The organism is Microbacterium sp. NPDC088619 (genome assembly GCF_044752825.1).
In the GTDB taxonomy this organism is placed as follows: domain Bacteria; phylum Actinomycetota; class Actinomycetes; order Actinomycetales; family Microbacteriaceae; genus Microbacterium.
On the sequence record NZ_JBIVLZ010000001.1, the window covers coordinates 905,112 to 931,452 of the forward strand.

Below are 26,341 nucleotides of genomic sequence, written 5' to 3' on the forward strand. Positions count from 1 at the left end.
GACGTGCCGCAGAGCGCTCCGCTCAGCGATGCCAACATGAGCACATGAGCGACCACGCCCCGCGGCGCGCCCCGCGAGTTCTCCTGCCGAGCATGGCGGGATACCGTCGCGAATGGCTCGTGCCCGATGTCGTCGCCGGTCTCGCAGCCGGCGCCGTCGTGGTGCCGCAGGCTATGGCCTACGCCACCATCGCGAACCTCCCGGTGCAGGTGGGCCTCTACACCTGCATCATCCCGATGCTCGTGTACGCGCTGCTCGGCGGTTCCCGCGCGATGAGCGTGTCGACGACCTCGACCATCGCGACCCTCACGGCCACGACGCTGGTGACGGCATCCGTCGCGTCGAGTGTCGAGGACCCGGCAGGAAGCCTGATGACCCTGGCGATGCTGGTGGGTCTGCTGCTGGTAGGGGCGCGGCTGCTGCGATGGGGGTCACTGGTCGAGAACATCAGTGCGGCGACGATCCTGGGCGTCAAGATCGGCGTCGGCGGGACGGTCGCGGTCGGGCAGCTCCCGAAGCTCCTCGGCGAGACGACGGAAGTCTCGGGTGAGGGGTTCTTTCGCACGATCGGGGCCGCGATCACGGCTGCAGGGAGCATCAATCTGCCGACCCTCGCCCTCTCGGTCGGAAGCCTGATCGTGCTCTTGCTGCTGAAGAGGTTCGCACCGCGGGTCCCTGGCACTCTCGTCGTGGTCGTGGCCGGCATCGTCCTCGTGGCGTTGGCCGACCTCGACGAGAAGGGCGTGGAACTCATCGATCGCGTGCCGTCGGGGCTGCCGACACCGGGCCTGCCGGACCTCACTCAGATCGGTGCACTGCTGCCCGGAGCACTCGCGATCGCGGTCATGGTGTTCCTCGAGACCGCGGCGGTCGCGCGCAGCATGCGGCGCATGTCGGAACCGGCGATCGACGCGGACCAGGAACTCGTCGCGGTCGGGGCCGCCAATCTCGCCGGCACGTTCTTCACCGTTCTCCCCGCCGCAGGTGGATTCTCGCAGAGCGCTGTCAACCGGGATGCCGGCGCCAGGACGCAGCTCGCGACCCTCGTCACGGTCGCGCTCGCGATCGTCGTCGCGGTCTTCCTCGGGCCGGTGGTCTCGATGCTTCCCCAGGCGACTCTCGCGGCGATGGTCTTCCTCGCCGTCGCCGGACTCATCGACATCCCGATGCTCGTGCGCTGGGCTCGCATCAGTCCCATCGACTTCTGGATCGCCCTGCTCGTCGCCGTGCTCGGCTTGACCGTCGGGCTGCTCGCCGCGGTGGCGGCCGGGGTGGCCCTCACGCTGATCCTGGTTCTGCGCGAGCTCAACATCCCGAAGCTCGACATCGTCGGAGAACGTGACGGACGCATCGCGATCCATACCGTCCGCGGGCTCTACACCGCCAACGCCCTCGCGTGCGAGCGGGCCATCATCGATATCGCGGGCAGCCGGCCGGAGCCGATTCGGGTGGTGATCCTCGACGCCCTACGACTGGACATCGTGACCATCACCGTCCTCGACACACTCGAAGACCTCGATCGCGAGCTGGCGGCGATGGGCATCGCGCTGCACATCGCCGCGCTTCCGGAGCGCGCCACCTCGATCGCGGTGAAGACGGAGTGGTATCAGCGAATGATCGCCGAGGGCCGCGTGCACGCGAGCGTCGAGGAGGCCTTCACCGCGACCGAGTAGCGGCGGGGGCTCGGCTCGCTACTCGCGCGACAGCATCGCTGCGGCCTCGAGTTCGAGGTCGAGATACTGCTCGGCGCTCACATCGACACCGACCCCGAGCAGCTTGCCGCCGGTGAACGGGAACGGGACACCGTACTGGCTGCTCACAGGATCGGCGCTGTCCCATCCGATGCAGAGACCGTCGCCGCACAGCGTGAACTTGCCGATCTGAGCGCGCATCGGCCCGGAGGCGACTGCCTGGTCGTCGACGTAGAGAGTGGCGGTGCCGAGCGACTCTCCGTGCTCCCCCGCGCCTTCTCGGACGAACTCGACGCCGAGGGTATGCGGACCGGGAGTCAGCTGCCCGGAGGTGAACGTCTGCTCCGGCGGGATCCCTAGGAAGTTGTAGACGTACGTCAGGCGGTTGTCCTTGATGAACAGGGAGTGCCCGCCGAACCTCGATCCATGGGCGAAAAGCACTCCCTGCGCGCCCTCATCGAGCACGACGTCGGCGATGATCTTGTACGAGCGCCCTCGGACGTTGACGGCGACGCTCTCAGGCACCGCTGCGGTGTCGGGATAGTAGATGTAGCGCTCCCGGGGCCTCTCGGCCTGAGGCCGATCGATGGTGAGCTGCTCTCTCGCGGAGCGATCGTCCAACGGAAGGACGAAGTTGGCGTCGGCCTCCTCGAACCACGCGGCGATGAGCTCCTTCAGCTTCTCCGGCTCACTGGCTGCGAGGTCGTTCGACTCCGAACGGTCGATCTCGACGTTGTAGAGCTCCCACACGTCGTCCTCGAAATGCCCCTTGCCGGTCAGCGGGGCGTGCACGGCGGCCGCCTTCCAGCCGTCCTTCCAGATCCCTCGCGTGCCGAGCATCGCATAGTACTGAGTCTTCTTCTCGCTTGCGGCATCCGGCTCCGCATCGAAGCTGTACTTCATCGAGACCCCATCGAGCGGATGCTGCTGCACGCCGCGGAATGTCTCCGGCATCTCGATGCCGACCACGTCGAGCACCGTGGCGACGACGTCGACCGAGTGATGGTACTGATGACGCAGCTCTCCCTGCGCCTGGATCCCCTTGGGCCAGTGGATCACCATCGGATCGCAGGTGCCGCCGGCGAACTGCGAGTAGCGCTTGAACATCTGGAACGGTGTCGAGAAGGCGACCGCCCACCCTGTGGGGTAGTGATTGTAGGTGTCGGCGGAGCCGAGACGATCGAGCATCGCCAGATTCTCGGCGAGGTCGTCGGGATACCCGTTGAAGAACTTGTTCTCGTTGACCGAGCCGTTGGGCGACCCCTCCCCTGACGCGCCGTTGTCGGCGCAGTAGAAGACCAGCGTGTTCTCCAACTGACCGCTCTCTTCGAGATAGTCGATGATCCGGCCCACCTGCGCGTCGGTGTACTCCGAGAACCCGGCGAACACCTCGGCGAACTTCGCGAACAGGCGCTTCTCATCGTCGTTCAGCTCATCCCAGGGGCGTACCTCGTCCGCGGGGTTCGCGACGTCGTCCGGCAGCGGGTTGATGGGCGTCAGAGCGGTGCCCTCAGGGACGATGCCCTTCTCGACCATGCGGGCGAGCACCCACTCGCGATAGGCGTCATAGCCGTCGTCGAACGCGCCCTTGTACTTGTCGATGTACTCCTGCGGCGCGTGGTGGGGCGCGTGGTTGGCACCCGGGCAGAACCACATGTACCAGGGCTTCGACGGGTTCGAGGACTGCTGATTGCGGATCATCCGCAGCGCCTGATCTGCGAGGTCCTTCGAGAGGTGGTACCCCTCCTCTGGAGTCGCGGGGGCCTCGATGAAATGGTTGTCCTCGACGAGGTCGGGGTACCAGTTGTTCGTCTCACCGCCGAGGAAGCCGTAGAAGCGATCGAATCCGAGCTGGAGGGGCCACATCGAGCGGTTCCCGCCCGGGGAGACGTCCTCTTCCGGGACGTTGTGGTTCTTGCCGACCCAGAACGTCGAGTACCCGTTCTGCTGCAGGATCTGACCGACCGTGGCGCACTCGGCCGGGAGACGTCCCGCGAATCCGGGGAAGCCGTTCGTGCCCTCCATGATCACGCCCGCGCGGTTGACGTGATGGTTGCGGCCGGTGAGCATGGTCGACCGGGTCGGTGAGCACAGCGAGGTGGTGTGCCACTGCGTGTATGTGAGGCCCGACTGCGCGAGCCGATCCATGGTCGGCATGTTGATGCGTCCGCCATACGGGGACCAGGAGGCGAGGCCGGTGTCGTCGTAGAGGACCACCAGCACGTTCGGCGCGCCCTCGGGTGCGACCGGCAGCTCGTACGGCGACCAGTCCGGCACCGACTCCCGGACGTCCAGCTCGATCTTGCCCGAGAAGTCCGCGTTGAATTCCGACATCGTCTCTCCTTCGTCACCGTGTGAGAAATGGCCCGTCCCGAGGAGGCTAGCCACGACGAGGGCTGCCCGCCCCCGCGTGTCACCCGCGGAGGGTGAGCAACGTCATGTCATCCGGCATCGATTCGGCGGCGCGCCACCTCGGCGAGCGCGTCCTGCAGCGCATCTCCGAGTCGGGGCTGCTCGACGAAGATGTTCTCCTCGCCGACGACGGCGCGAACCCCCGTCGATGCCAGCTGCGCCTGCACCCGCGGTCCGACGCCCGCGACCATCAGAGTGGCCCCTACCGCCGAGAGCTCCTGCGCGTAGGTGCGGATCATCGTGAGGAATGTGACTCCGAGTTCGTCCGTGCCGCGGAGGCGGATGATCACGAAGGCTCCGGGGCTGCTGTGTTCGGCATCCGGAAGCTGCTGGCGGAACGAGGGCGCGGAGGCGAAGAAGAGACTGCCGTACGGGGTCAGCACGACCGTCTCGCCCGGTTCGAGAGTTGCCGGCGGATCCTGCTCGATCGGACGTCCGTTCGGCTCGTCGAAGACCCATCGGCGCACCCGCACGCGATTCGACTGCCGCGCGATCTGCAGCACCACGGCGAGCCCGACTCCGGCGAGCACCGCATACTGCAGAGGGATCAGGAGCGTGAGCGCGAAGGTGACCAGGAACACGGCGATCTGGACAGCGCCGGTCTTGAAGACCATGACGATCTGGTGCGGCTTGACCGTTCTGACTCCGACGAGGATCAGGAGGCCGGCGAGCGCGGGCATCGCGATGTATCCGATCAGAGGTCCGAACAGGAGCATGCTGAGCACCATCACGACGGCGGCGATGAGGTTGCCCGCCGCGCTGCGCGCACCGGCCGCGCGGGAGAGCGCCGTCGCCGACATGGAGCCGCCGACCGGGATGCCCTGCAGCATCCCGGTCGCGATGTTCGCGATGCCCTGTCCTCGGAAGTCGGCGGAGGCATCGGGGTATCGTCCGTCTGGATTCGGGATGGATCCGGAGATGGCTGCGCCCTGCACGAGGCCGACCAGCGCCAGCGACAGGGCGGGCACGATGAGGACGAAGAACGTCGACAGGTCCGGCAGCGAGATCGAGGGAAGACTGCGTCCCGCCTCCGCCACGTCTGCGATCGTCGCGACCGCTCCGTCCGGCAACACCACGGCGAGCACGGATCCGACGACGATCGCGACGACCATCGACAGGGCACCGAGCGGCGTGCGCTCGAGCACGAGGATCAACCCGATCGTGACGGCGCCGACGAGGACCGACCACCAGCTGATCTGCAGCACATTGGCGACGATGTCGACGACCCTCAGCAGTCGAGCGTCCGCGTCGCTGTCGAACCCGGTGAAGTTCTCGAGCTGGCTCAGCACGATGTTCACGGCGACCGCATTGACGAAGCCGATCAGCACGGCGGTCGGGATGAAGCGGACGAGGCTGCCCAGTCGCGCGATGCCGAGCACCAGCATCACGACCCCGGCCATCACGGTCAACATGGCCATCGCCCCCATGCCGTCGTCTCCGTGCACCTCGGGGACATCGGCGATGATCACCGCCATCGCCCCCGTCGCCTGCACCGACATGAAGACGGAGCCCGTCGCGAGTGCGCCCGCGAAAGTACCAACGATGTACGCGTTCAACCCCATCACGGGATTCACCCCGGCGAGCAGACCCGACGCGAGCCCGTCCGGAACGCTCTCGACTCCCAAGACGATTCCGGCCTTGAGGTCGCTGAGGATGGTGCGTCTCGAGCCGAAGCGACGCCGATAGCGCAGCCAGCGCTGTCGCATCTCGTCCCCGGTCATCTGCATCGGAGCGGAGTCAGATCTTGATCGGGAACGTCAGCAGGATCACGAGCCCCACGAGGGCGATCACACCGCTGAGTGCGAGGAATGTCCTGCGCCGCCAGACCGCGCTCTGGTGCTGCGACAGTGCGGCGAAGAACAGCACCAGGGCGAACAGCACCGTCAGCAGCGAATAGTCGTCGCCGCGCTGGTTGTTGGCGAGGGCCTCGTCGAATTTCGCGTCGGCTCGCGCGTTGAGCTCCTCGGCCTCCCTCGTGCCCGGGGGCACGTACTCCTCCATCACGAACGGCCCCTGCGATTCGCGGTCTTCAGCGATCCAGGCGTCGAACGCGATCGTGAACTCGGGGGTGAACCGCTGCTCGATGAACTGCACCAACTCCTGCCTGCCGTCCGCCTCCGCCAGCACCCACTCGGTGTAGATGGTGAGGTCGTACTGACGCGCGGCCTGGGCGGTCGACTGGGCCGACGCCGCCTGCACCCGGGCACTGGATGCCTGGCTGAAGGCGATCGACATCTCGCCGCCCCACTTCGACGCCTCAAATCCGCACCATGCCGTGACGACCGCCGTGATCGAGAGCAGGACGACCGTGACGACGTCGAGGATCCGCGTGGCTCTCGTGCGTTCGGGTGTCGAATCGTCCGTCATGCGCCCATCTTCTGCGTTGATCCGTGTCGAATGCAGCGGCGCTCACCCGTCGAGGGTGAGTGCCGCCGAGGCCGGGCTAGCTCACGGCATCCGGAGCAGGCTCCGTCATAGGCTCCGGTAACCGTTCCTCGCGCGGATCACGTGCCGGTACCTCCGCCTCCGCGTCCCCCTCCGGCCGCCGCAGCAGCTCGATGAGGATCGCGAGAACCAGCAGGCCCACTCCGACTCCGATGACCGCCCCGAAGGAGACCGGCCTCGTGACGATCAGCAGCGTCATCGCCGCGAGCGCACCGACGAGGAAGATCGGACCTCGGAAGCGGTCCACCCCTCGACCGAAGGCACCGGTCGTGAGGCCCCGCCGCTCGGCTGCACCGCGCACGGCCGAGAACCCGCTCTCGAGGAGACCCCTGAAAGCGACCGCCGTTCGACCCGAGCCTGCGAGCCACGCCCAGATCGCGATGAGCACACCGACGAGGGCGAGCGCGGCGATCGTTCCCGCAAGGAGCGACGTGAGCTGTTCGAACAGCGCGGTCGCCGCCGCGGCCGACATGATCGATGGGCTCACCGCGCGGATGAACACACCTCGCCCGATGCCCATGCCCGCCGTGAGCAGCAGGAATACGAGAGCGAAACCTGCGCTCGACCAGAACAGAGCTCGGGGACGATCGCGCATCAGCAGCACACCGGCGACGAAGAGGCCGAGCACGAGCCACGGCAACCAGAAACCGCCGATGTCCGCGACCTGGTACACCGTGCGCACCAGCGCGAGGGCATCCGCCTGGGCGATGGGAATCGACCTGTCGATCTCGGGGATCACGTCGGCGAGGCCGATCCCGCGCTCCGACATCGCCTCTTTGACCCGGTCGATCACCACTCCGAGTTCGATCGTGACCGCGCCGTCGTCGCCGAGCTGCACCGCCGTGCCCGGTGCGTTCTGGATGATCGCCGTGGCCCGCTCATGGGTGAAGCGCAGCGACTGCGTCCAGATGTCGGCGAACTGGTCTGATCGCACCACATCGCGCACCACTCCGTCGATCAGCGAGATCGCGCCGTTCGCGGCGGGGCCCTCGAGCAGCGAGATCGCCGTGTCGGCGCGCGGCGGAAGCCCGAGCGACCGGATGCCGTCGAACACCTCGCCGACGACCGCCGAGATGTCGACCTGCTCGTCTATCGCGGTGGTCACCTGATCGGCAACGAAATCCTGCACATCCGGATCGGACGCGAGCGGGGCGAATGTCGCGACGAAACGCTCGGTGTCGACCAGCTGCAGTCGAGCCCAGGTCCCCATCGCGGCGACGGGCGCGAGCACCACCGCCAGCACGAGCAGGATCGCACCGACGACGCTCTTCGCTCGGAATCGTCGCTTCTTCGGCGTGCGGAGTTCGTCGTTCTCCCGTTCGAGCGCGACGACGCGCTCGCGGAGCTCATCCAGTTCACTCATCCGAGTCCCCTCCGTTCTGCGTCGCTCACCCGAAGGCGGCGATGCCCTTGCCGATGATCACCACACCCAGCACAAGTAGCAGCACCGTCATGATGACGGCGTTCTCCGCCTGCAGCCAGTCGCGCAGTCTGCCCAGCGGCGCGCGCAGGCGCTCCGACGCGAGCAGGAATCCGACGACCGGGATCAACACCGTCGACGACGCGAGGATCGTGTAGATCACCACCACGACGACCATGTCTCCGACACCGAGCCCTGCGCCGCCCAGAGTCACGCCTGCACTGGCTCCGAGCAGCAGGTTCTTGGGGTTCAGAGCCGCGAGCAGCAGTCCGAGTCCGAGAGCCGTGAAGAACGTCATCCCGTCGATCTGACGCATCCACTTCGGCATCTCCGGCTGCGCGCCCGGCTTCGGTCTGCCCCGCCACTGGCGAACGGCCATGAGCAGCATCAGCACACCGAGAGCGAGCTGCACGACACCCAGAATCGGGGTGGCCTCATCACCGGACTGCTCGGGAAGGATCGATGAGAGTGCGGCGAAGAGCACTGCCACGATCACGATCCCCCCGAGCCATCCGACGAGGAACCCGACGCCCGTCGACCGCGCGCGCGGAGACATCAGCATCAGGATGCCGGCTATCACCGGCAGCGGGCTGATCGCGATTCCCACCGCGAGCGGCAGCAGCTGACCGATCACCTGACCCATGACGCCTCCCTCTCCTCGCCCCGCCCCACCGACTAGGCCAGCAGCTTCTGCTTCGCTGCGGCGAACTCCTCTTCCGACAGCACGCCGGAGTCACGAAGCGACGCCAGCTGCTGGATCTTGGCGATCATGTCGTCCGCGCCTCCGGCGGCCGGAGCCGCAGGAGCTGCCGGAGCATACTGAGCCGCGGCGTTCTGGGCTGCCGCGTCGATCTGCGCCTGCTGCTGCGCCGCCTCGTACTGCTGCTGCTCGTACTGTCCCTCCGCTCTCTGCTGCTGGTGACGCATCGATGCGCCGGACACCGCGGATGCGGTGCCTGCGACGACTGCTGTTCTCGCGGCGAGTCCGATCAGTCCCGGACGGCCGAATCTCCTCAGTGGCATGTCACTCTCCTTCCTGCTCGAGGATGTCCATCATGGCGTTGACGACGGGAGCGGGGATGCGGTCGGTCCGCAGCACCTCTCCTCCCGCTCGTGCGAGGTTCTCGGCCAGCGTCCGCGCGAACGCGAGCTCGAGCACGACGATGGCCGCCGAGCTCCCCGGGGGCACGGTCTCGGCGAGCGTCTCGATGTCCTCGTCGCCGGCCAGTCCGGCTGCGAGCGGCTCGAGTTCGTTGAGGCCGGGAAGATCGCCGTCTTCGAGGTCGAAGATCTCGATCTCGCCGTCGTCGGACTTGGCCAGGACGACGATGTCGAGCAACCGCACCGTCCCCGCGCCTATGAGGTCGTCCAGTGCTCCGAAGATGCTCGGATCCGGATGCCTCCCCTCGAACCCGACGAGGTAGTACTCCACGGGTCCGTAGCGGAAATCATTCATCTCGTGTTCCTCTCTCTGACGGCGCGTGCTCGCTGAGCTCTTCGATCGCCGCACGATTGGTGTCGAAGACCCTCTGGTCGTCGAGGATGCCCAGTCTCTTCAGACGGTCGACTGCCGTGGCGCGCAGGCGGCTGAACGACACGGTGACACCGTGGGAGCGCATCGATTCCATGAGGCTCTCGAACGACTCCGCAGCTGTGACATCGGCGTCCGTGACCGCCTCCATGTCGATCACGACGTGGCGCACAGCTCCCGGCCCTGGTGCCTCGACCGCCGATCGCACGGCGGTCGCGAAGGCATCCGCGTTCGCGAAGAACAGCGGCGCCGCCATACGCACGACGACGATCCCTGGTGCCGTCATCGTGCCCGGCTGCGCGGCGTCGAGGAGCGAAGCCGTCGGCCGGTCGTCGTCGGCGAGCACATCGATCGCCGGGCTCGATGCGCGTCGGGCCAGGTTGATGAGGGCGAGCACGAAGGCGATGAGGATGCCGGGGATCGAGCCGACGAACAGCGTCACGAGGAAGCACACGGCGCCGATGGCGAACTCGAAGCGATCGATGCGCCACAGCGCTGCGAATTCCTTGATGCCCAGCAGCGGGAGGATCGCCACCCCGACGATGGCCCCGATGGCCGGAGACGGGATGTCCTCGAGGAGCCCGGTGCCGAACAGCAGCAGAAGCAGGGTCCCGGCGGCGAGGACCAGCGAGGGCAGCTGGGTGCGCGAACCCGACTGGTCCATCGCCGCGGTGCGGCTGGTCGACGATCCGACCGCGAAACTGCCCTGTGCCCCGGCGGCGATGTTCGCGACCCCGAACGCGAGGAGATCGCGGTTCGGAGACGTGCGGTAGTGCCGCTTCTCGCCGTACGAGCGGGAGACGAGAAGCCCCTCGGCCGTCGTCACGAGAGTGAGCGCCATCGCCGACGGGACGAGCAGCAGCCAGGTCTGCCAGTCGAGCACGGGCCAGGTGAGGGTCGGTGCGCCCGCAGGCACCTCGCCGAGGACGGCGACGCCGCGATCCGCGAGCCCGGTGCCGAGCACCAGCACGGTGGCGACCACCATCACGACGAGCGCCCAGGGCACCGCTCTCAACAGCCGCCGCCCGAGGATGAGAACCGCGACGGATGCCGCGGATATCGCGAGCGACCACGGGTTCGTGGTTCCGAGTCCGCCGATGAGCCCGGCCACCTTGTCGACGAACTCTCCACCGGAATCGATCGAGACACCGAGCATCTTGGCGATCTGCGAGACGAGGATGTCGAGGGCGAGGCCGCCGACGAATCCGACCAGGATCGGCTTCGAGAGGAAGTTCGCGAGGAACCCCAGCTTGAAGACGGCGAGCAGCACGAACATGACGCCGCAGATGATCGCCTGCGCGAGGGCCATGGTGACGTAGTCGTCGGACCCGGCCGCGGCGAGGCCTCCGATCGAGGAGGCGACGAGCGCGGCTGCCGCCGCATCGGGCGACGCCACGAGCTGTCGGGAAGACACGACGAGCACGTAGACGATCGTCGGGACCACCAGTGCATAGAGCCCGGCGGTCGCGGGCAGACCGGCGATCTGCGCGTAGCCGATGTTGAGAGGGATCGCGATCGCGAGGAGGGTCACGCCGGCGAGCAGTTCGCTCACGAGATTCCGACGTGTGACGCCGACCAGCGGTCTCTGCACCTCGTCACCTCCGTGCTCGCGCCCTCGGTGCGGGCGATGTGCCCATGCTGACATCGGCGCCGCGACCACGACGTCGCCACTCACCCCAAGCGGGTGAAGGGCGTCGATCACTCCAGTGGAGGCGATGTCTCGCTGTCCTGGCGCGGGATCCACACCTGGCGGACGATGATCAGGATCGACGCCGTGATCGGGATCGCGACGAGTGCGCCGAGGAGGCCCAGCAGCGTCGCTCCGATCATCGCCCCGATGATCACGAGCACGCTCGGAACCGCCGCCGCTCGACCCATCACCCTCGGGGTGACGATATAGGCCTCGATCTGGATGTAGACGAAGTACGCGATGACGAAGATCAGGGCGGCTATCGGACTGACGAAGAGCGTGGCGACTCCGCCGATCACGAGGAAGACCAGCGAGCCGATCATCGGCACCAGCGTGATGAAGAACGCCACGATCGCCAGCACCACGGGCGCCGGCGACCCCACGACGAGCTGCAGCACGAGCACCACGGCCGCATTGATGGACGACAGTGTGACTCCCCCGGCGACCACGCCGCCCACCGACGACGTCACCTCGTCGAGCAGTCTCGAGAAGGTCGCTCGTCGATAGGCGGGAACGAGTCGAGCAGCCGCCGCCTTGATGCTCTCGAGCGACGCGACGAAGTAGAGCGTCAGCACCGACACCATCACGAAGCTCGACACCGCACCGATGACACCGAACCCCGCTTTGAGCACTCCCCCCGAGATCGTCAGGAACGACGACAGGGTCGTGAGCGAATGCAGCCCCTCGGCGATCACCGCCGAGAGATCCACGCCCAGGTTGCGTTCGAGATCGAGATACCACTCACTCTGCTGCATCGAGTCGATCGCCTCAGGCGCGCCGACGACCACCGCTGCGAGCTGACGGACCGTGGCCGGAACCACGACCAGGAGGATCACGACGACGAGGAGCAGGAACGCGACGGCGACGATCGCGACCCCGATCGGTCGGCGCACGCCGCGACGCTCCAGAGCGCGCACGGCCGGGTCGAGCCCGAGCGCGAGGAACACACCGAGGAAGATCGACATGAGGACCGTCGAGATGCCTGCGATGGTCGCGGCGAGCGCCATCGCCAGGAGCACACCGAGAGCCACCGCGAAACCGGAGCGCAGCGGATGCGCAGGCAGCACTCGCTGCAGTCGGCCCCACCGCGATGCGTTCGCTGGCACGGCCGCTGGATCCTGCCGTTCCGTCTGGTCCACACGAGGACTGTACCGAGGCGTCCGGACGGCCCGGATGGCCGCTCGCCCGCTCCGGGTGAGGGCGCGGCGACTTCGGTGATCCGCGGTGCCAATATCACCACAGACAGAAACTCAACGAGAGGAGTCTGCAATGTCCATATGGGATAGCTTCTGGGCCATCATCTGGTGGTTCTTCTGGGCTTTCGTATTCATCTCCTACCTGATGGTGCTCTTCAACATCATCGCCGACCTCTTCCGCGACCACGCGCTGAACGGATGGCTCAAGGCGCTGTGGATCATCTTCCTGATCTTCGTGCCCTTCCTCACCGCACTGGTCTACCTGATCGCCCGCGGCCCCGGCATGGCAGAGCGCAACGTCTCGTCCATGCAGGCGCAGCAGCACGCGGCCGACAGCTACATCCGCAGCGTCGCCGGCAGCAGCCCGAGTGACGAGATCGACAAGGCGGCCAGGCTCCTGGCCGCGGGCACGATCACCGAGGCGGAGTTCGCGTCGATCAAGGCTCGGGCCCTGGCCTGACGCCCAGGACTGGGGTGGTCGGACCGATGACTCGCGATCTCGGGGATGTGCAGATCCTCGTCGTGAGGATCGGCTCCGACCGCCCCAGTCCGGGGTTGCTCGAGGCTCTGCTGCGCCAGGTCGAAGCCGGCACTCTTCAACTCCTCGACTTCTTCCTCCTGCATCGACGGACCGAAGGCGGCTACGACCTCACCGAGATCGACGAGTCCGAGTTCTCCCTCGCCGGGCTGTCGCTGCAGATCGCCGGTCTGGTCGGCACGGACGACGCCCGGCGCATCGCGATGGACCTGCCCCTCGGCGCGTGGGCGGCAGTCGTCCTCGTCGAGCCGATCGAGCTGCTCGACGCGGTGTCGTTCGCGCGACTCTCGTCAGACCTCGCCCGTCTCGGTCATCCCCTGATCGACACGCATTCCGTGTCTGCGTCCACGGCCAACGCGGTGTGGGATCGAGCGCGCCGCCGCACGTGACCTGCGGCCCGCGTGCTCGGCACCCTCTCAGAGTGTGCTCCGCACGGCCTCCCGACGCGACGACACCTCCAGCTTGCGGTAGATCGAACGCTGGTGCGTCTTGACGGTGTTGATCGACAGCCCCAGCTCTCGCGCGATCTCGGGGAGGGTCCGAGAGGTCTGCAGCTGCCGGAAGACATCTCTCTCTCGCTCCGACAGAGAGCCCGACGCGGGGCCTGCGGTGTCTGAGGCGAGGCACCGGCCGATGAAGTCCTCGAACTCGGTGCCGTGATGCACGTGCTCGCTCAACAGTCGGCGGACGGCCGTCTCCCGCGGACCGAACGGCAGACGAACGTTCTCGCCTGATGCCACCGCAATCGCCGCCTCGCACAGGTCGTGGGCCTTGTCATGGTCGCCGACATGGCGGCGCATGACTGCCGCGGTGATCAAGGTCGACGACTTGACGTACGAGACCTCGGCGAAGATCCGCATCGAGCGCAGCATCTCGAGAGCGGCGGCGTAATCGCCTCCGCGCCGGAGCACCCCGGCGAGCGCGACGCCGATGAGCGGCAGGTCGGGGATCGGAAGGTGTCGTCGGGCGATCCGCAGGGCGCGGTCGCCGTTTCCGACGGCCTCTTCGAGCAGCGCGATGGCCGACTCTCGGAACACGGGCCACGAGACACCGTGGAGCATCTCGAGCGGGATGTCCTGAACCCCGATGGCTGCTCGTCGGCATGCCGCCGTCTCGCCGCCTTCCGCGGCAGCGTATGCCAACATCATCCGCGCGATCGCCGTGAACGACGGGTCATGACCGCTGGTGGCCAGCACAGTCTCGAAGTGGCACGCAGCGGCGTCCGTCTCGCCCGCCCAGTAGGCGACGAGACCGGCCGCTGCCGCTGTGCTGCCTCCCGCATAGCCGACGGCCGCCGACAGGGCGGGACCGGGAGCATCGATCTCGGCGAGCGTTCTCGCGGCATCCACGAAGCGGCCCTCCCAGGTCTGGCCGAAGGCGAGGTGCCCGAGTGCTCGCTTCCACAGCCCCACGTCCCCTGACCCCTCGATCTCCCTGGCAGCGGCGCCGAAGTACTCCGCGGGGAGCGTGGGATTCGTTGGATACCGGATCTCGGACCAGCCGATCAGATAGTTGACGGCCGCCCGATCGCTCACGAGTTCTTGCGCGCCGGAAAGCAGGGAGCGCAGAGTGGAGCCTGCCGACATGGCGTGCTCGCGGTCGTCGGCGACGAAGAGCTGCGCGATCGCGAGCGTCGTGGAGCATCCTCCCCCGGCCCTCGTGTGAGCGGCCTCGGCACGATCGATCAGCTCACGAGCGAGATGGTGCTCTCCGAGCACATCGGTCGCACACGCGCGCACGGCGAGGATCTCGGCGTCGTCCGGGTGGTGCCCGAGAAGGACGGTGGCGACGCGCTCGACCTCAGCCGCGTGCGCGCCCATGACCAACCGCATCCACTGGCTCATGAATGTCGCCCTGGCCCGGTCCGGATCCTGCGCACGCAGCGAATGGGCGACCGAGATCAGCGGGTCGGTGAGCTCCAGGAACCGCGCGACGCGTCTGTGGCGCTCGGCGTTGCGCTTCGGATCCTTGCGGGCGATCTCGATGCACTGACGGGCGAACGAGCCGTGCCAGCGGTAGACGACACCGTGGGGTCCTTCGAACCGATCGAGGAAGAGCCCCAGCCTGACGCAGTCGTCGAGAAGCGACCCTGCGTCGGCGCGACCTGTCACGGCGCTCGCCAGCTCGGGAGTGAGCTCATGGCAGATGGCGGCGTCGAGCACGAACTCGACGGTCTCCTGCGAAAGAGCGCTGAGCACGTGGTCGCGCACGTAGTCGCCGAGGAACGCGGATGCCGTCGCGGCATCGGATGACGGCCGCGCTCCCCCGATCGCCACGAGTTTGACGGCGATGGGCCATCCGTGCGTCTCGCGGAGGATGGTCTCCGCGTCCAGCCCCATCGCCCCCACGCCCGCGATCCGCTCGATCTCGGACCGCGTGAAGCGCAGAGTGTCGGGTCCGACGAACGCGCCGGGGTCCATCAGATGCTCCCTTGACAGCGTGATGTCCAGAAGGGTCGTCCCCACGAGCACCAGGTGGAGATTGTCCGGCGGCTGATCGGCCAGCAGTCCGAGCAGTCCGTCTCGCCAGTGCTCACCCGCGCGCTGCGCGTCGTCGATGACGAGGTGCACGAGAGCGTCGACCGCATCGAGCCCGTCGCAGATTTCGGCGTAGGCGCGCATGGGGTCGACGAGGCCGCGTGTGAGCGCAAGGGAGCGGCCCGCTCTCTCACTGCCGACGATCAGCGCATCGACCACTCCCTGCGCGAGGAACCCGGGTTCAGCATCCGACGGAGTGAGCGCGAGCCAGGAGAGCTCGTCTGTGCCGGATGCCCATTCGGCGACCGCCGTCGTCTTGCCGTATCCGCTCGGAGCGCTGACGACGCTGAGCTGTCGTCCCGTCGCCGCGTCGATCAGTGCATCGTTCACACGCGCTCGCCGCACGCCTCCCGGTTGTCGTTCCGGAGGGCGGAAACGCACAGCGGGTACAGGACGAGACAGGCGCGTGGGGGAGGCCATGCCCTCAACCTAGCGATGGCCGGTATATCGGACAAGGGGCCGTCTCTCAGTCGTCATGTCACCGCGTAGGAGCGCTCCCACATCGACACTCGCGGCAGGACCTCACCCGCATGGGGTGAGAGACCCACCATTCACGCCGCCGTCGGTGCACTCTGAGACCAGCACGTCAGTTCGTGCGCAGGGGGTTCTCGATGACGGATGAGGGCGGCCATGAGTGAGCTGCTGATCACTCTCATCCCCGTCGCGCTCGGAGTCGTGCTCAGCCCGCTGGCGATCATGGCCTTGGTCGCCGTGCTGCTGTCTCGACGGGCGAGTGCGAACGGCATCGCGTTCCTGATCGGGTGGGTCGTCGGTCTCGCCGGTCTCCTCGCGCTGGCGCTCTGGCTGTTCGGCGTCTTCGAGGTGCACGGGCTCCGCGAACCGCCGCTCTGGGTGCCGATCCTCCGCCTCCTCATCGGACTCTTCCTCGTGGGCGCCGCCGTGTGGGTGTATCGCAGAGGCTCCGCGCGAATCCGTCAGATGGCCGCCGCATCCTCTCCGCAGCAGGTGGTCGCGGCCGCGCCGCAGCTCCCGGGGTGGCTGCATGCGGTCGAGACCTTCCGTCCCGTGCGCACCGGGTTCCTCGGCCTCGCGCTCTTCGTGCTCAACCCCGTCGACGCGTCCTGCGCCATCATCGCCGCGCTCGACATCTCTCTCGCGCAGATCGGCGGCGATGCCGTCTGGGTCGCTCTGGCATTCATCGTCGTCGGCACGCTTCCGATCGCCGTGCCGGTGTTCTACGTCGCGATCCGAGGCGAGAGCTCTCAGCCGATGCTCGACGCCGCCCGCCGCTGGGTCGCCGGGAACACCCACGTGATGAACGCCGCTCTGCTGCTGGTGATCGGCGCCCTTCAGCTGCAGAAGGGCATCTCGGGGCTGCTGTGAATGAGGTCGTGCGTCGTCTCGCCGGGTCTGCCGCCATTAAATTGTGCACGATCTAATTGCGTGCAATACTTGAGTCATGGCCGTGACCGATGAGATGGTGTGCTTCTCGCTGTACTCCGCCGCCCGCGCGACGACGCAGGCGTACCGCGCCCTCCTCGCGCCCTGGGGGCTGACCTACCCGCAGTACCTCGTGCTCGCCATCCTGTGGATGGAGGGCGAGCAGACCATCGGTTCACTGGGCGACGCCATGCAACTCGATTCGGGCACGCTGTCGCCGCTCGTGCGGCGGCTCGAACAGGCCGGCTACGTGGCCCGTGTCCGCAGCTCGACCGATGAGCGCGTCGTCATGGTGCAGCTGACAGACGCCGGCACGGCGCTGCGCACCGAAGTCGCACCCGTTCACACCAAGGTCGCGGCCCTCGCCGGCATGCAGGACGACGACCAGCGTCACCGCCTGATCACCGAGCTGCAGCAGCTCACCACACGGCTGCAGCACACCGACTGACCACAACCCGGAAGGAATCCACACGATGGACGCTCTCTACACCGCCGAAGCACTCGCCACCGGAGCAGGCCGCAACGGCCGCGTCACCACGGGCGAGGGCCGACTCGACCTCGACCTCGCGATCCCGAAGGAGATGGGAGGCAGCGGGGACGGAGCCAACCCCGAGCAGCTGTTCGCCGCCGGCTACGCCGCGTGCTTCCACTCCGCGCTGCAGACCGTCGCCCGTGCGCAGAAGGTGAAGATCGCCGACTCGTCGGTCGGCGCCCGCGTGCAGATCGGATCCAACGGCGACGGCGGCTTCGGCCTGGCCGTGCAGCTCGAGGTCGTCCTCCCCGACCTGCCTCATGAGCAGGCGCAGTCGCTCGCGGATGCAGCCCACCAGGTCTGCCCGTACTCCAACGCGACTCGCGGCAACATCGACGTCACGATCACCGTCACCGACGACTGATCCCCTCGAACATCCCCACGACCGATCCCACAAGGAGAACATCATGCGCGCCCTCACTCACGACACGTTCGGCGATCCCGAGCAGGTACTCACCGTCACCGAGCGTCCGACTCCGGACCCCGGGCCCGGCCAGGTCCGTCTGCGGATCGCCCTCTCCCCCATCCACAACCACGACCTCTGGACCATCCGAGGCACCTACGGCTTCAAGCCCGAGCTCCCGGCGGCATCCGGCACCGAGGCGCTCGGCATCGTGGATGCGCTGGGCGAAGGCGTCGAGAACCTCTCCGTCGGTCAGCGCGTCGCCACGGGCGGCACGTTCGGCGCCTGGGCCGAGTACGTCGTCGCCGACGCAGCCGGACTCATCCCCGTGCCGGAGTCGCTGAGCGACGAGAGCGCCGCGCAGTTGGTCTCGATGCCCTTCAGCACCATCAGCCTGCTGCAGTTCCTCGGCGCCGAGAAGGGCGATTGGATCGTGCAGAACGCGGCGAACGGCGCGGTCGGTCGCATGCTTGCCCAGCTCGGTGCTGCTCGTGGCGTGAACGTCATCGGTCTGGTCCGCCGCGCGGCCGGCGTCGACGAACTGCGCGAGCAGGGCATCGAGAACGTCGTGGCGACCGACCAGGACGGCTGGCGCGAGCAGGTCGCCGAGATCACCGGCGGTGCGCACGTCGCCTTCGGCATCGACTCGGTGGGCGGCTCGTCGGCGGGCGACGTGCTGTCGCTCCTCGGCGAAGGCGGCACGCTCGTGGCCTTCGGCGCGATGAACTCCCCCACCATGGAGATCGCATCCGGCGACGTGATCTTCAAGCAGGCCACCGTGAAGGGGTTCTGGGGCAGCAAGGTCATTCAGACGATGGATGCCGCCACACGCGGCGCCCTGTTCGGCGAACTCATCCAGCGTGTCAGCGACGGCACCCTGACCCTGCCTGTCGCCGGCGTCTTCGACGCCGCCGATGCGGCTGACGCTGTGCGTGCGAGCAACACCGCCGGCCGTGTGGGCAAGGTGCTCCTGCAGTTCTGAGTCGAGCGGCTGACCACCATCGCCACAGCCTCGCGCTCGCCTGGTGGTCAGCCGCCGAACTCGGTGCGGATGTCGGCGCCCAGGTGCAGACTCTGCACATGGAGATCACACTCGCACAGCCGGCAGGACTCGTCGTGAGCCCCGCCTTCAGTCACGTCGCCGTCATCCCTCCTGGGGCCACGACGATCCACGTCGGCGGCCAGAACGGCGTCGATGAGACCGGCGCACTCGTCTCGACGGATGCCGCCGAGCAGTCGCTCCGAGCCGTCCAGAACGCCCGCATCGCCCTCGAGTCAGCGGGCGCGAGCCTCGAAGACGTCATCAGCTGGACCATCTACATCCACCAGGATGCCGATCTCCGTGCTGCCTACGGCGCCGTCGCGTCGACGCTCGCACGCGATGGCGCACCTCCCCTGGTGACCGCTGCGCTCGTGGCCGGACTGGGCGTGCCAGGCGCACTGATCGAGGTGAGCGCCATCGCCGCTGTCATCCACGGCTGACATCCCCGGATCAGCGGCTCAGATCCTGCCCCGCACCGGTGTCCGCTCGGTCGAGTCACCACCGTCCGGCATCGCCATCTCGGCACGAACGCCGAGCAGTCGCACCTCCCGGTCGCGATCGAGAGTGGCCCCGAGGGCGAGAGCCGCGTCGACGACCGCGGCGCGCTCGTTCGCCGGCTCTGACAGCTTTCTACCGAACGTCCTGGAGTCGAAGGGCGCGTACCGCACCTTCAAATGCACGCGGACGACCGGCCGCCCTTCGGCGGCGCAGTCCTCGAAGGCATGCCCTGCCAACTCGACCAGCGCCGCCTCCACCTCCGCAGCCGTCGTGAGGTTCTGCTGAAACGTCGTCTCACGGCTATGACTGCGCGCCACCCAGGGGGTGTCGTCGACCACGGCAGGTCCGAGGCCAGAACCGAGCCCGTGATACCAGACGCCCATCCGCGGTCCGAACTCCGCGATGAGCTGCCCCTCCTCCGCGTCAGCGAGCTCGCGCACGGTCGTGATGCCGTGGGCGGCGAGCCTCTTCTGCACCTTCGGGCCGACACCCCACAGGTCCCGCGTCGGCCGTGCACCCATCACCGCGAACCAGTTCTCGGCGGTGAGTCGGAACACGCCTCGGGGCTTGCCGAACTCGGTGGCGATCTTGGCGCGCACCTTGTTGTCGCCGATCCCGACCGAGCAGTGCAGCCCGGTCGACTCCAGCACAGCGCTCTGAGCGATGCGCGCCACCCCCTCAGGGTCGTCCGTCGTGACGCCGAGGAAGCACTCGTCCCAGCCGATGACCTCGAGCACCGCCCCTGGCAGCGTGCGCAGCGTCGACATCACCTCGGTCGATGCCGCCTCGTAGGCGTCATGATCCACCGGCAGGAAGACAGCGTTCTCCGGGGCCTTGCGTGCCGCGATCTTCAACGGCATCCCGGATCCGATGCCGAACTCGCGCGCCTCGTACGACGCCGTCGACACGACGGCGCGCTCCGTCGGATCCCCTCTGCCGCCGACGATCACGGGGAGCCCGGCGAGCTCAGGCCTGCGCAGCACCTCGACGGCAGCGATGAACTGGTCCATGTCCACGTGCAGAACCCAGTCGCTCATGCAACGAGTGTGGCCCGAGTCGGGCGGGAAGTCACCCCTCGGACACCATCAGCGCGCGGACGTCAGCCGATCGAGACGCCGATCGCCGTCGCGATCACGGCGAGCAGCGGCAGGGTGCCCTGCATCGCGGCCGCACGCAGCTTGCTCGGATCCGAGAGCACGAGCACCAGCGCGGCGGCGAGCATCATCCCCGTGCCGGCGAAGACCAGGGTCAGCCCGATCGTGGTGAGGCCGATGATCACGAAACCCACACCGAGCAGCGCGGTGAGCGCGAGGAACAGGTTGTAGAAGCCCTGGTTGAATGCGAGGGCCTTCATGGTGACCGCGTCGGCCTCACTGGCGACTCCGAAGATCTTCCTCGTCTCGGGCTCCGTCCACCTGAGCGATTCGAGCGCGAAGATGAAGACGTGGAAGGCGGCAGCGGCCGCGGCGAGGACGAGTCCGACGATGAGCATGACTCGATCGTATCGACCCGCGCGTGCCGTCAGATCAGGAAGATCGGCAGCAGCCCCGGGTTGTGCGCGTGCACGAGCACGGCGAACACGACGGCGTCGAACAGCAGATGCACGGTCACGACGTACGCGAGCGAGTGCGTCCGCACGAAGATGAAGCCCTGCAGGAGGGCGAACGGGATCGTGAGCAGCGGACCCCACTCGCGGTAGCCGAGCTCCCACAGGAAGGAGACGAACACGATCATCTGCAGCACGTTGGCGAGCGCATCGGGGAAGTGCCGGCGCAGCAGTGCGAAGACGGTGCAGATGAAGAACAGCTCGTCCCAGATCCCGACCGCTCCGACGCCGACGAACAGGCGCGCGATGAGTTCGGGTGAGTCGACGACCGGCCAGTTCTGGTAGACGCCGCTCGTGATGAAGTAGAAGGGCAGGATCAACCAGCCGAGCACGAGGACCGCCACCAGCCAGCCCCACTGCAGGCGCCCCCACCGCCGGTGCGCACGCCAGGGAAAGCCGATCGCGCGGTCTCGGAAGACGAAGCGGGAGACGACGTACGGCACCGCGACCGCCCCGCCGAGCGCCAGCGTGAATCGCAGCATCGCGAGGTTGTCCAGCTCCGCCGCCAACGGGATGACGCTCACGATGAGCATGCCGAGGGCGATCAGCGAGAGGTCACGGGTGAGCGAGGGCTGACGACTCACTCCGATCACGCGAGCACTCTCGGGCCGCACGCCGACGCTCACCGTCTGATCCGGCGGCGAGGGCACCCGTCGTTCGACGAGCCACGCACCACCGACGCCGAGCGCGAGCAGCACCCAGCCGAGCCAGGCGATCTGCACCACGAAGAAGGCCGGTGCCGCCGCACACACGAGCAGCGCGGGCACGAGAGCGGGCACCGTCGTCGATGTGCGCTGCCCCGCGGTCACGCGCGCGACTTCCGCCGATACACGAGATCGCGGATGTCGCGCCCCTTGGCGATCCCCTTGCGCTCGAAGGCCGTCATCACTCGTCCGTCGAACCGCTCCGCCCATTCACCGTCGAAAGCGCGCTCGAACAGCGGCTCCGCGTCCAGCACCTCGCGCATCTGCAGGGCGTAGTCCTCCCAGTCGGTCGCGAGCCGGAGCAGGCCTCCGTCGCGAAGCGCACGGGCGGCGGTGTCGCCGAACCCCTGGCGGACGAGGCGCCGTTTCGTGTGCTTCTTCTTGTGCCAGGGGTCGGGGAAGAAGATCCAGACCTCCGCAGCAGCAGCCTCGGGCAGGTACGACGAGAGCACCTCCGGAGCGTTCGCCTCGACCACCCGCACGTTGCGAGCGCCCTCGCGGTCGGCATCGAGCATCGTCCGGGCGAGGCCGGCGCGGAAGACCTCGACCGCGAGGAAGTCGTCAGCGGGACGCGACGATGCCGCGGCGACGATCGCGTGACCTTGACCGGACCCGATCTCGACGTACAGATCGGCATCGCGCCCGTATTCCACGGAAGGATCGAGGCGCGCCTCGGGATGCACCGAGGTCCAGGCGACATCGCGAGGAACGTCGAGGAGGTAATGCGGTCCGAGCTCTTCGAACGCCCGCTCCTGGGCGTCGGACATCCGGCCGCTGCGGCGCACGAACGAGACCGGTTCGTCGCGGAAGGTGCGGGGTTCGGGCATGTTTCCAGGGTAGTCGGCGACGAGGAACGCCACCGACCGCGGCTCAGGGCGCTGGTGCCGTCACGAAGTCGATCAGCTCTTCCACCCGGCCCAGCAGCGCGGGCTCGAGGTCCCGGTAGGTGTGCACCTTCGACAGGATGTGCTGCCACGCCCGCCCCGTGTCGGCCTGCGTTTCGTATGGCCACCCGAATGCTCGGCAGATTCCGGTCTTCCAGTCCGTTCCCCGAGGGATCTCGGGCCATTTCGCGATACCCAGAGCCCGAGGTGTGACGCACTGCCAGACGTCCACGAAGGGGTGACCGACGATCCGCACGTGCTTCCCGTGCGGACCTCGTGCCACGGCATCCGCGATGCGCGACTCCTTCGAACCGGGAACGAGATGATCCACCAGCACGCCGTAGCGGCGTGACGCGCTGGGTGGCTCCGCAGCGAGCAGGTCGTCGAGCAGATCGACTCCCTGCAGGAACTCGACGACCACGCCCTCGACCCGCAGGTCGGCTCCCCACACCTTCTCGACGAGCTCGGCGTCGTGCTTGCCCTCCACGAGGATACGGCTGGGCAGAGCGACCCTCGCCCGCTGGTCGGCGGCCACGAAGGATCCGGATGCCGTGCGGCGGAGCCCCTGCTCCTTCGCCGCGGGAGGGGTGAGCCGCACCGGCGATCCGTCGATCAGGAATCCGCCGCCGAGGGGGAAGAGGCGCTTGCGTCCTACCCGGTCCTCGAGCTCGACGTTGCCGCCCTGCACCCGAGTGACCGCTCCGCAGAATCCGTCCTGCGCGACCTCGACGACGAGATCGAGCTCGGCCGGGATCTGGGGCACCGGCTTCGCCGCGCGCTCCCGCCAACCAGCCGCGAGCACATCCGATCCGTACCTGTCGTCCATGCCATCCAGCGTATGTGTCTCCGCTGAGGGCGAACGGTCATCCCCGCTCGGAAGCTGTCGCGTGTCGGCCTCAGTGCATAGACTCGTGCCATGGGGCTCGGCTGCCGGTCGGAGGGAACACGATGAAGACACGGTGGCTGGCGCTGGCCGCAATGACCGCGGCAGCAGCCGCAGGAGCCTTCTCCGTCTCGGCTGCGTCTGCGACCGATCCGGTCACGCTCGACTCGGGATACGTGACCGACGACGCCGACGTGCTCAGTGCGAGCGAAGAGGATGCCGTCGAGGCTCGGCTTCAGACGCTCAGCGACAACTCCTCCTCCGATCTCTTCGTCGTCCTCGTCGACGATTTCACCTCGCCGACCGACAACGCTCAGTGGGCCGACACGGTCGCCGAGAACAACAACCTGGGCTCCGAGCAGTACCTCCTCGCCATCGCGGTGGACGGGCGCAGCTACTACATCTCTGCCGCACCCGACGGTCCGCTCAGCGACAGCAAGCTCGACGACGTGGAAGACAAGATCCAGGGCCTGGCTGCGCAGGAGGACTGGGAGGGCATGATCGTCCTCGCCGCCGACGAGATCCAGGGTGACGGCGGCGCCGGCGCGCTCCGCGCCACGCTCATCGTCGTCGGGATCATCGCTCTCGGCCTCATCGTCTGGCTCGTCGTCTCTCTCATGCGCCGTTCCCGTCGGAACGCAGAGATCCGCAGGCGCGGGGCCATGCCCGAGAAGCCCGATCCGAACGATCCGTTCTCGACGCTGACCGACGAGCAGGTGCAGACGCAGGCGGGAGCTGCACTCGTGCAGGCCGACGATGCGATCACCTCGAGCCGGGAGGAACTCGGATTCGCCGTCGCTCAGTTCGGCGAGGCGGCCACCTCGGCGTTCACCGGTGCCGTCGAGACCGCCAAGGCCAAGATGTCCGAAGCCTTCGACCTCAAGCAGAAGCTCGACGACGAGATCGAGGACACTGTCCACGATCGCCGGGCCTGGCACATCCGCATCATCCAGATCTGCGACGAGATCGACGACGTCCTCGACGAGAACACCGAGGCGTTCGACGCCCTTCGCAAGCTCGAGCAGAACGCGCCGCAGGAGCTCGAGCGGGTCAGGGGCGAGCGGGCAGCGCTCACCCCTCTTCTCGCCGGCGCCTCCTCCGCTCTGTCGGCGCTCGCCGACACCTACGACGCCACCGCCCTGTCGACCGTCGCCGACAACCCTGTGCAGGCCCAGGAGCGAGCACTGCTCGCCGACCGTTCGATCGAGGCCGCAGCTCAGGCGATCGCTGCCGGCAGATCCGGCGAGGCGGCCTTCGCGATCCGCACGGCCGAGCAGTCGATCGCCCAGGCCGCTCAGCTGGTCGACGCGATCACCGCACTCGGCGCGGAGCTGACGGACATCGAAGCCCGGGCGCAGGCCCTCGTCGCAGAGCTGCAGGCCGACATCGCCGCCGCGCAGCAGCTGCCCGACTCCGGTGGAACCATCTCCTCCGTCGCTGCGGCGACCGTCCAGCAGCTGCAGCAGGCGCAGACCGGTCTCGCCGGCACCTCTCGGAGCCCCCAGCGGGTCCTCGACGCCCTCACCGCGGCGAATGCGCAGATCGATGCCGCGATCGCCCAGGGCACGCAGGCCGCAGAGCGCGCCCGCCGAGCACAGCAGATGCTCGAGCAGACACTGACCCAGGCCGGCTCGGAGATCCGCGCAGCGCGGGAGTTCATCGAGACCCGCCGCGGCACGGTCGGGTCCACTGCGCGCACTCGGCTCTCGCAGGCCGAAGCCTCGCTGACACAGGCGCTGAACCTGCGCGCATCCGACCCCGAAGCGGCGCTCACCGAGGCCGGGCGCTCACTCGACCTCGTCCGCCAGGCCACGTCGTCCGCTCAGGCCGACGTCGAGGCGATGAACCCGAGCCGGTACCAGAACGACGGATGGGGCGGAGGCGGCAGCATCTTCGGCGGCTCGAGCTCCGGCGGATCCGGCCTCGGAGGAGACATCCTCGGCGGCATCATCGGCGGCCTGCTCTCCGGCGGCGGAGGCGGCGGCGGGTCCTCCCGCAGCAGCAGCTGGCGATCCAGCGGAGGCGGTGGCTTCCGCAGCTCCGGTTTCGGCGGAGGAGGCGGCAGCCGCTCCAGTGGCCGCAGCGGCCGTTCGGGAGGGCGACGCTTCTGAACCGCACATCTATCGACCCCAGACATCGAGTCCGACCCTCTGAAAGGAACCACGCATGACCAAGCAGTCCATCTTCGGACGTATCTCGACCCTTGTCCGCGCGAACATCAACTCGCTTCTGGACTCTGCGGAAGACCCGCAGAAGATGATCGACCAGCTCGTTCGCGACTACACGAACAGCATCGCCGACGCCGAGTCGGCCATCGCCGAGACCATCGGCAACCTGCGTCTGCTGGAGCGCGACCACGAAGAAGACGTCCAGGCGGCCACCGAGTGGGGCAACAAGGCGCTCGCGGCGAGCCGCAAGGCCGACGAGATGCGCACCAAGGGCGATGCCGCAGACGCCGACAAGTTCGACAACCTCGCGAAGATCGCTCTCCAGCGCCAGATCAGCGCCGAGCGGGAGGCGACCGGGGCAGAGCCCCAGATCGCCGCACAGACCGAGATCGTCGACAAGCTCAAGTCCGGCCTCAACGGCATGAAGGACAAGCTCGGCGAGCTGAAGAACAAGCGCAGCGAGCTGCTCGCCCGCGCGAAGGTCGCCGAGGCGCAGACGAAGGTGCAGGACGCGGTCTCCTCGATCAACGTCCTCGACCCCACCAGCGAGCTGGGCCGTTTCGAAGACAAGGTCCGCCGCCAGGAGGCTCTTGCGCAGGGCAAGATCGAACTCGCGGCATCGAGCCTCGACGCGCAGTTCGAGAGCCTCGAGGACCTCGGTGAGCTCACCGAGGTCGAAGCTCGTCTCGCCGAGCTGAAGGCGGGCGGCTCCGCCCCTCGCCAGGCCATCGAAGGCTCCTGACACACCTGCGGGTGCCTC

The 26,341-nt window shown here is 67.8% G+C and carries 25 protein-coding genes; 10 read left to right on the plus strand and 15 right to left on the minus strand.

The features are described 5' to 3' along the window. Window positions 1-44: 44 nt before the first annotated feature. Window positions 45-1,673, plus strand: coding sequence for a SulP family inorganic anion transporter (locus ACIP5T_RS04710; RefSeq protein ID WP_400860965.1), 1,629 nt, complete (start codon window positions 45-47; stop codon window positions 1,671-1,673). Window positions 1,674-1,691: 18 nt separating this feature from the next. On the opposite strand, the gene ACIP5T_RS04715 is transcribed toward ACIP5T_RS04710, so the two are convergent. The 9 genes from ACIP5T_RS04715 to ACIP5T_RS04755 all read right to left on the minus strand — a co-directional run bounded on the left by ACIP5T_RS04715 (window position 1,692) and on the right by ACIP5T_RS04755 (window position 12,295). Beyond that, complete coding sequence (locus ACIP5T_RS04715) at window positions 1,692-4,025, minus strand: arylsulfatase (protein ID WP_400860966.1); 2,334 nt, start codon at window positions 4,023-4,025, stop codon at window positions 1,692-1,694. Window positions 4,026-4,132: 107 nt separating this feature from the next. Next, window positions 4,133-5,824, minus strand: coding sequence for a SulP family inorganic anion transporter (locus ACIP5T_RS04720; protein ID WP_400860968.1), 1,692 nt, complete (start codon window positions 5,822-5,824; stop codon window positions 4,133-4,135). 16 nt (window positions 5,825-5,840) lie between these two features. Further along, entirely contained in the window at window positions 5,841-6,470 is a 630-nt protein-coding gene (locus ACIP5T_RS04725) for a hypothetical protein (RefSeq protein WP_400860970.1), read from the minus strand. Window positions 6,471-6,546: 76 nt separating this feature from the next. Next, window positions 6,547-7,911: a hypothetical protein gene (locus ACIP5T_RS04730; protein ID WP_400860971.1), complete on the minus strand. Its 1,365-nt coding sequence runs from the start codon at window positions 7,909-7,911 to the stop codon at window positions 6,547-6,549. 25 nt (window positions 7,912-7,936) lie between these two features. Next, window positions 7,937-8,611, minus strand: a complete 675-nt coding sequence (locus ACIP5T_RS04735) for a GAP family protein (RefSeq protein ID WP_400860972.1) — start codon at window positions 8,609-8,611, stop codon at window positions 7,937-7,939. Window positions 8,612-8,643: 32 nt separating this feature from the next. Further along, entirely contained in the window at window positions 8,644-8,991 is a 348-nt protein-coding gene (locus ACIP5T_RS04740; protein ID WP_400860973.1) for an SHOCT domain-containing protein, read from the minus strand. Window position 8,992: 1 nt separating this feature from the next. Next, window positions 8,993-9,424 carry a DUF6325 family protein gene (locus ACIP5T_RS04745; protein WP_400860976.1) on the minus strand — a complete coding sequence of 144 codons (432 nt, stop codon included), beginning with the start codon at window positions 9,422-9,424 and terminating at the stop codon, window positions 8,993-8,995. After that, window positions 9,417-11,090, minus strand: a complete 1,674-nt coding sequence (locus tag ACIP5T_RS04750; protein ID WP_400860978.1) for a SulP family inorganic anion transporter — start codon at window positions 11,088-11,090, stop codon at window positions 9,417-9,419. The genes ACIP5T_RS04745 and ACIP5T_RS04750 overlap by 8 nt, the downstream gene beginning before the upstream one ends. A 107-nt stretch (window positions 11,091-11,197) precedes the next feature. Beyond that, window positions 11,198-12,295, minus strand: a complete 1,098-nt coding sequence (locus ACIP5T_RS04755; protein ID WP_400860980.1) for an AI-2E family transporter — start codon at window positions 12,293-12,295, stop codon at window positions 11,198-11,200. A 163-nt stretch (window positions 12,296-12,458) separates the two neighbouring features. On the opposite strand from ACIP5T_RS04755, the gene ACIP5T_RS04760 reads away from it, so the two are divergent. Beyond that, window positions 12,459-12,845 (plus strand): SHOCT domain-containing protein, encoded by a 387-nt coding sequence (locus ACIP5T_RS04760; RefSeq protein ID WP_400860982.1) that lies wholly within the window; start codon window positions 12,459-12,461, stop codon window positions 12,843-12,845. A gap of 26 nt (window positions 12,846-12,871) precedes the next feature. Continuing rightward, window positions 12,872-13,312, plus strand: coding sequence for a DUF6325 family protein (locus tag ACIP5T_RS04765; RefSeq protein WP_400860984.1), 441 nt, complete (start codon window positions 12,872-12,874; stop codon window positions 13,310-13,312). 27 nt (window positions 13,313-13,339) lie between these two features. Here the strand turns inward: ACIP5T_RS04765 and ACIP5T_RS04770 are convergent, their stop codons facing one another. Beyond that, on the minus strand, window positions 13,340-15,790 hold the full coding sequence (locus ACIP5T_RS04770; RefSeq protein ID WP_400860986.1) for a LuxR C-terminal-related transcriptional regulator: 2,451 nt from the start codon (window positions 15,788-15,790) through the stop codon (window positions 13,340-13,342). A 300-nt stretch (window positions 15,791-16,090) separates the two neighbouring features. Here ACIP5T_RS04770 and ACIP5T_RS04775 point away from each other — a divergent pair, with 300 nt between their 5' ends. The 5 genes from ACIP5T_RS04775 (at window position 16,091) to ACIP5T_RS04795 (ending at window position 19,278) form a co-directional block, all read left to right on the plus strand. Then, window positions 16,091-16,804, plus strand: coding sequence for a GAP family protein (locus ACIP5T_RS04775; protein ID WP_400860988.1), 714 nt, complete (start codon window positions 16,091-16,093; stop codon window positions 16,802-16,804). Between the two features lie 76 nt (window positions 16,805-16,880). Then, window positions 16,881-17,309: a MarR family winged helix-turn-helix transcriptional regulator gene (locus tag ACIP5T_RS04780; RefSeq protein ID WP_400860990.1), complete on the plus strand. Its 429-nt coding sequence runs from the start codon at window positions 16,881-16,883 to the stop codon at window positions 17,307-17,309. 25 nt (window positions 17,310-17,334) lie between these two features. Next, the gene (locus tag ACIP5T_RS04785) at window positions 17,335-17,757 is read left to right on the plus strand and encodes an organic hydroperoxide resistance protein (RefSeq protein WP_400860992.1); all 423 of its coding nucleotides are present in this window, start codon (window positions 17,335-17,337) and stop codon (window positions 17,755-17,757) included. A 43-nt stretch (window positions 17,758-17,800) separates the two neighbouring features. Continuing rightward, complete coding sequence (locus ACIP5T_RS04790; RefSeq protein WP_400860994.1) at window positions 17,801-18,778, plus strand: zinc-binding dehydrogenase; 978 nt, start codon at window positions 17,801-17,803, stop codon at window positions 18,776-18,778. A gap of 98 nt (window positions 18,779-18,876) precedes the next feature. Continuing rightward, on the plus strand, window positions 18,877-19,278 hold the full coding sequence (locus tag ACIP5T_RS04795; protein ID WP_400860996.1) for a RidA family protein: 402 nt from the start codon (window positions 18,877-18,879) through the stop codon (window positions 19,276-19,278). An 18-nt stretch (window positions 19,279-19,296) separates the two neighbouring features. On the opposite strand, the gene ACIP5T_RS04800 is transcribed toward ACIP5T_RS04795, so the two are convergent. From ACIP5T_RS04800 to ACIP5T_RS04820, 5 genes are all read right to left on the minus strand, one after another. Next, entirely contained in the window at window positions 19,297-20,373 is a 1,077-nt protein-coding gene (locus ACIP5T_RS04800) for a DNA polymerase IV (RefSeq protein ID WP_400860998.1), read from the minus strand. Between the two features lie 62 nt (window positions 20,374-20,435). Continuing rightward, window positions 20,436-20,828 (minus strand): DUF1304 domain-containing protein, encoded by a 393-nt coding sequence (locus ACIP5T_RS04805; protein ID WP_400861000.1) that lies wholly within the window; start codon window positions 20,826-20,828, stop codon window positions 20,436-20,438. A gap of 29 nt (window positions 20,829-20,857) precedes the next feature. After that, window positions 20,858-21,751 carry a CPBP family intramembrane glutamic endopeptidase gene (locus ACIP5T_RS04810; protein WP_400861002.1) on the minus strand — a complete coding sequence of 298 codons (894 nt, stop codon included), beginning with the start codon at window positions 21,749-21,751 and terminating at the stop codon, window positions 20,858-20,860. Next, window positions 21,748-22,473 (minus strand): tRNA (guanosine(46)-N7)-methyltransferase TrmB, encoded by a 726-nt coding sequence (gene trmB, locus ACIP5T_RS04815; RefSeq protein ID WP_400861005.1) that lies wholly within the window; start codon window positions 22,471-22,473, stop codon window positions 21,748-21,750. The genes ACIP5T_RS04810 and trmB overlap by 4 nt, the downstream gene beginning before the upstream one ends. 43 nt (window positions 22,474-22,516) lie before the next feature. Next, window positions 22,517-23,356 (minus strand): DUF3097 domain-containing protein, encoded by an 840-nt coding sequence (locus ACIP5T_RS04820; RefSeq protein ID WP_400861007.1) that lies wholly within the window; start codon window positions 23,354-23,356, stop codon window positions 22,517-22,519. 122 nt (window positions 23,357-23,478) lie between these two features. On the opposite strand from ACIP5T_RS04820, the gene ACIP5T_RS04825 reads away from it, so the two are divergent. Both ACIP5T_RS04825 and ACIP5T_RS04830 read left to right on the plus strand, forming a co-directional pair. Further along, window positions 23,479-25,524: a TPM domain-containing protein gene (locus ACIP5T_RS04825; protein WP_400861010.1), complete on the plus strand. Its 2,046-nt coding sequence runs from the start codon at window positions 23,479-23,481 to the stop codon at window positions 25,522-25,524. Between the two features lie 55 nt (window positions 25,525-25,579). Next, complete coding sequence (locus ACIP5T_RS04830; protein ID WP_042541884.1) at window positions 25,580-26,323, plus strand: PspA/IM30 family protein; 744 nt, start codon at window positions 25,580-25,582, stop codon at window positions 26,321-26,323. The last annotated feature ends 18 nt before the right edge of the window (window positions 26,324-26,341 follow it).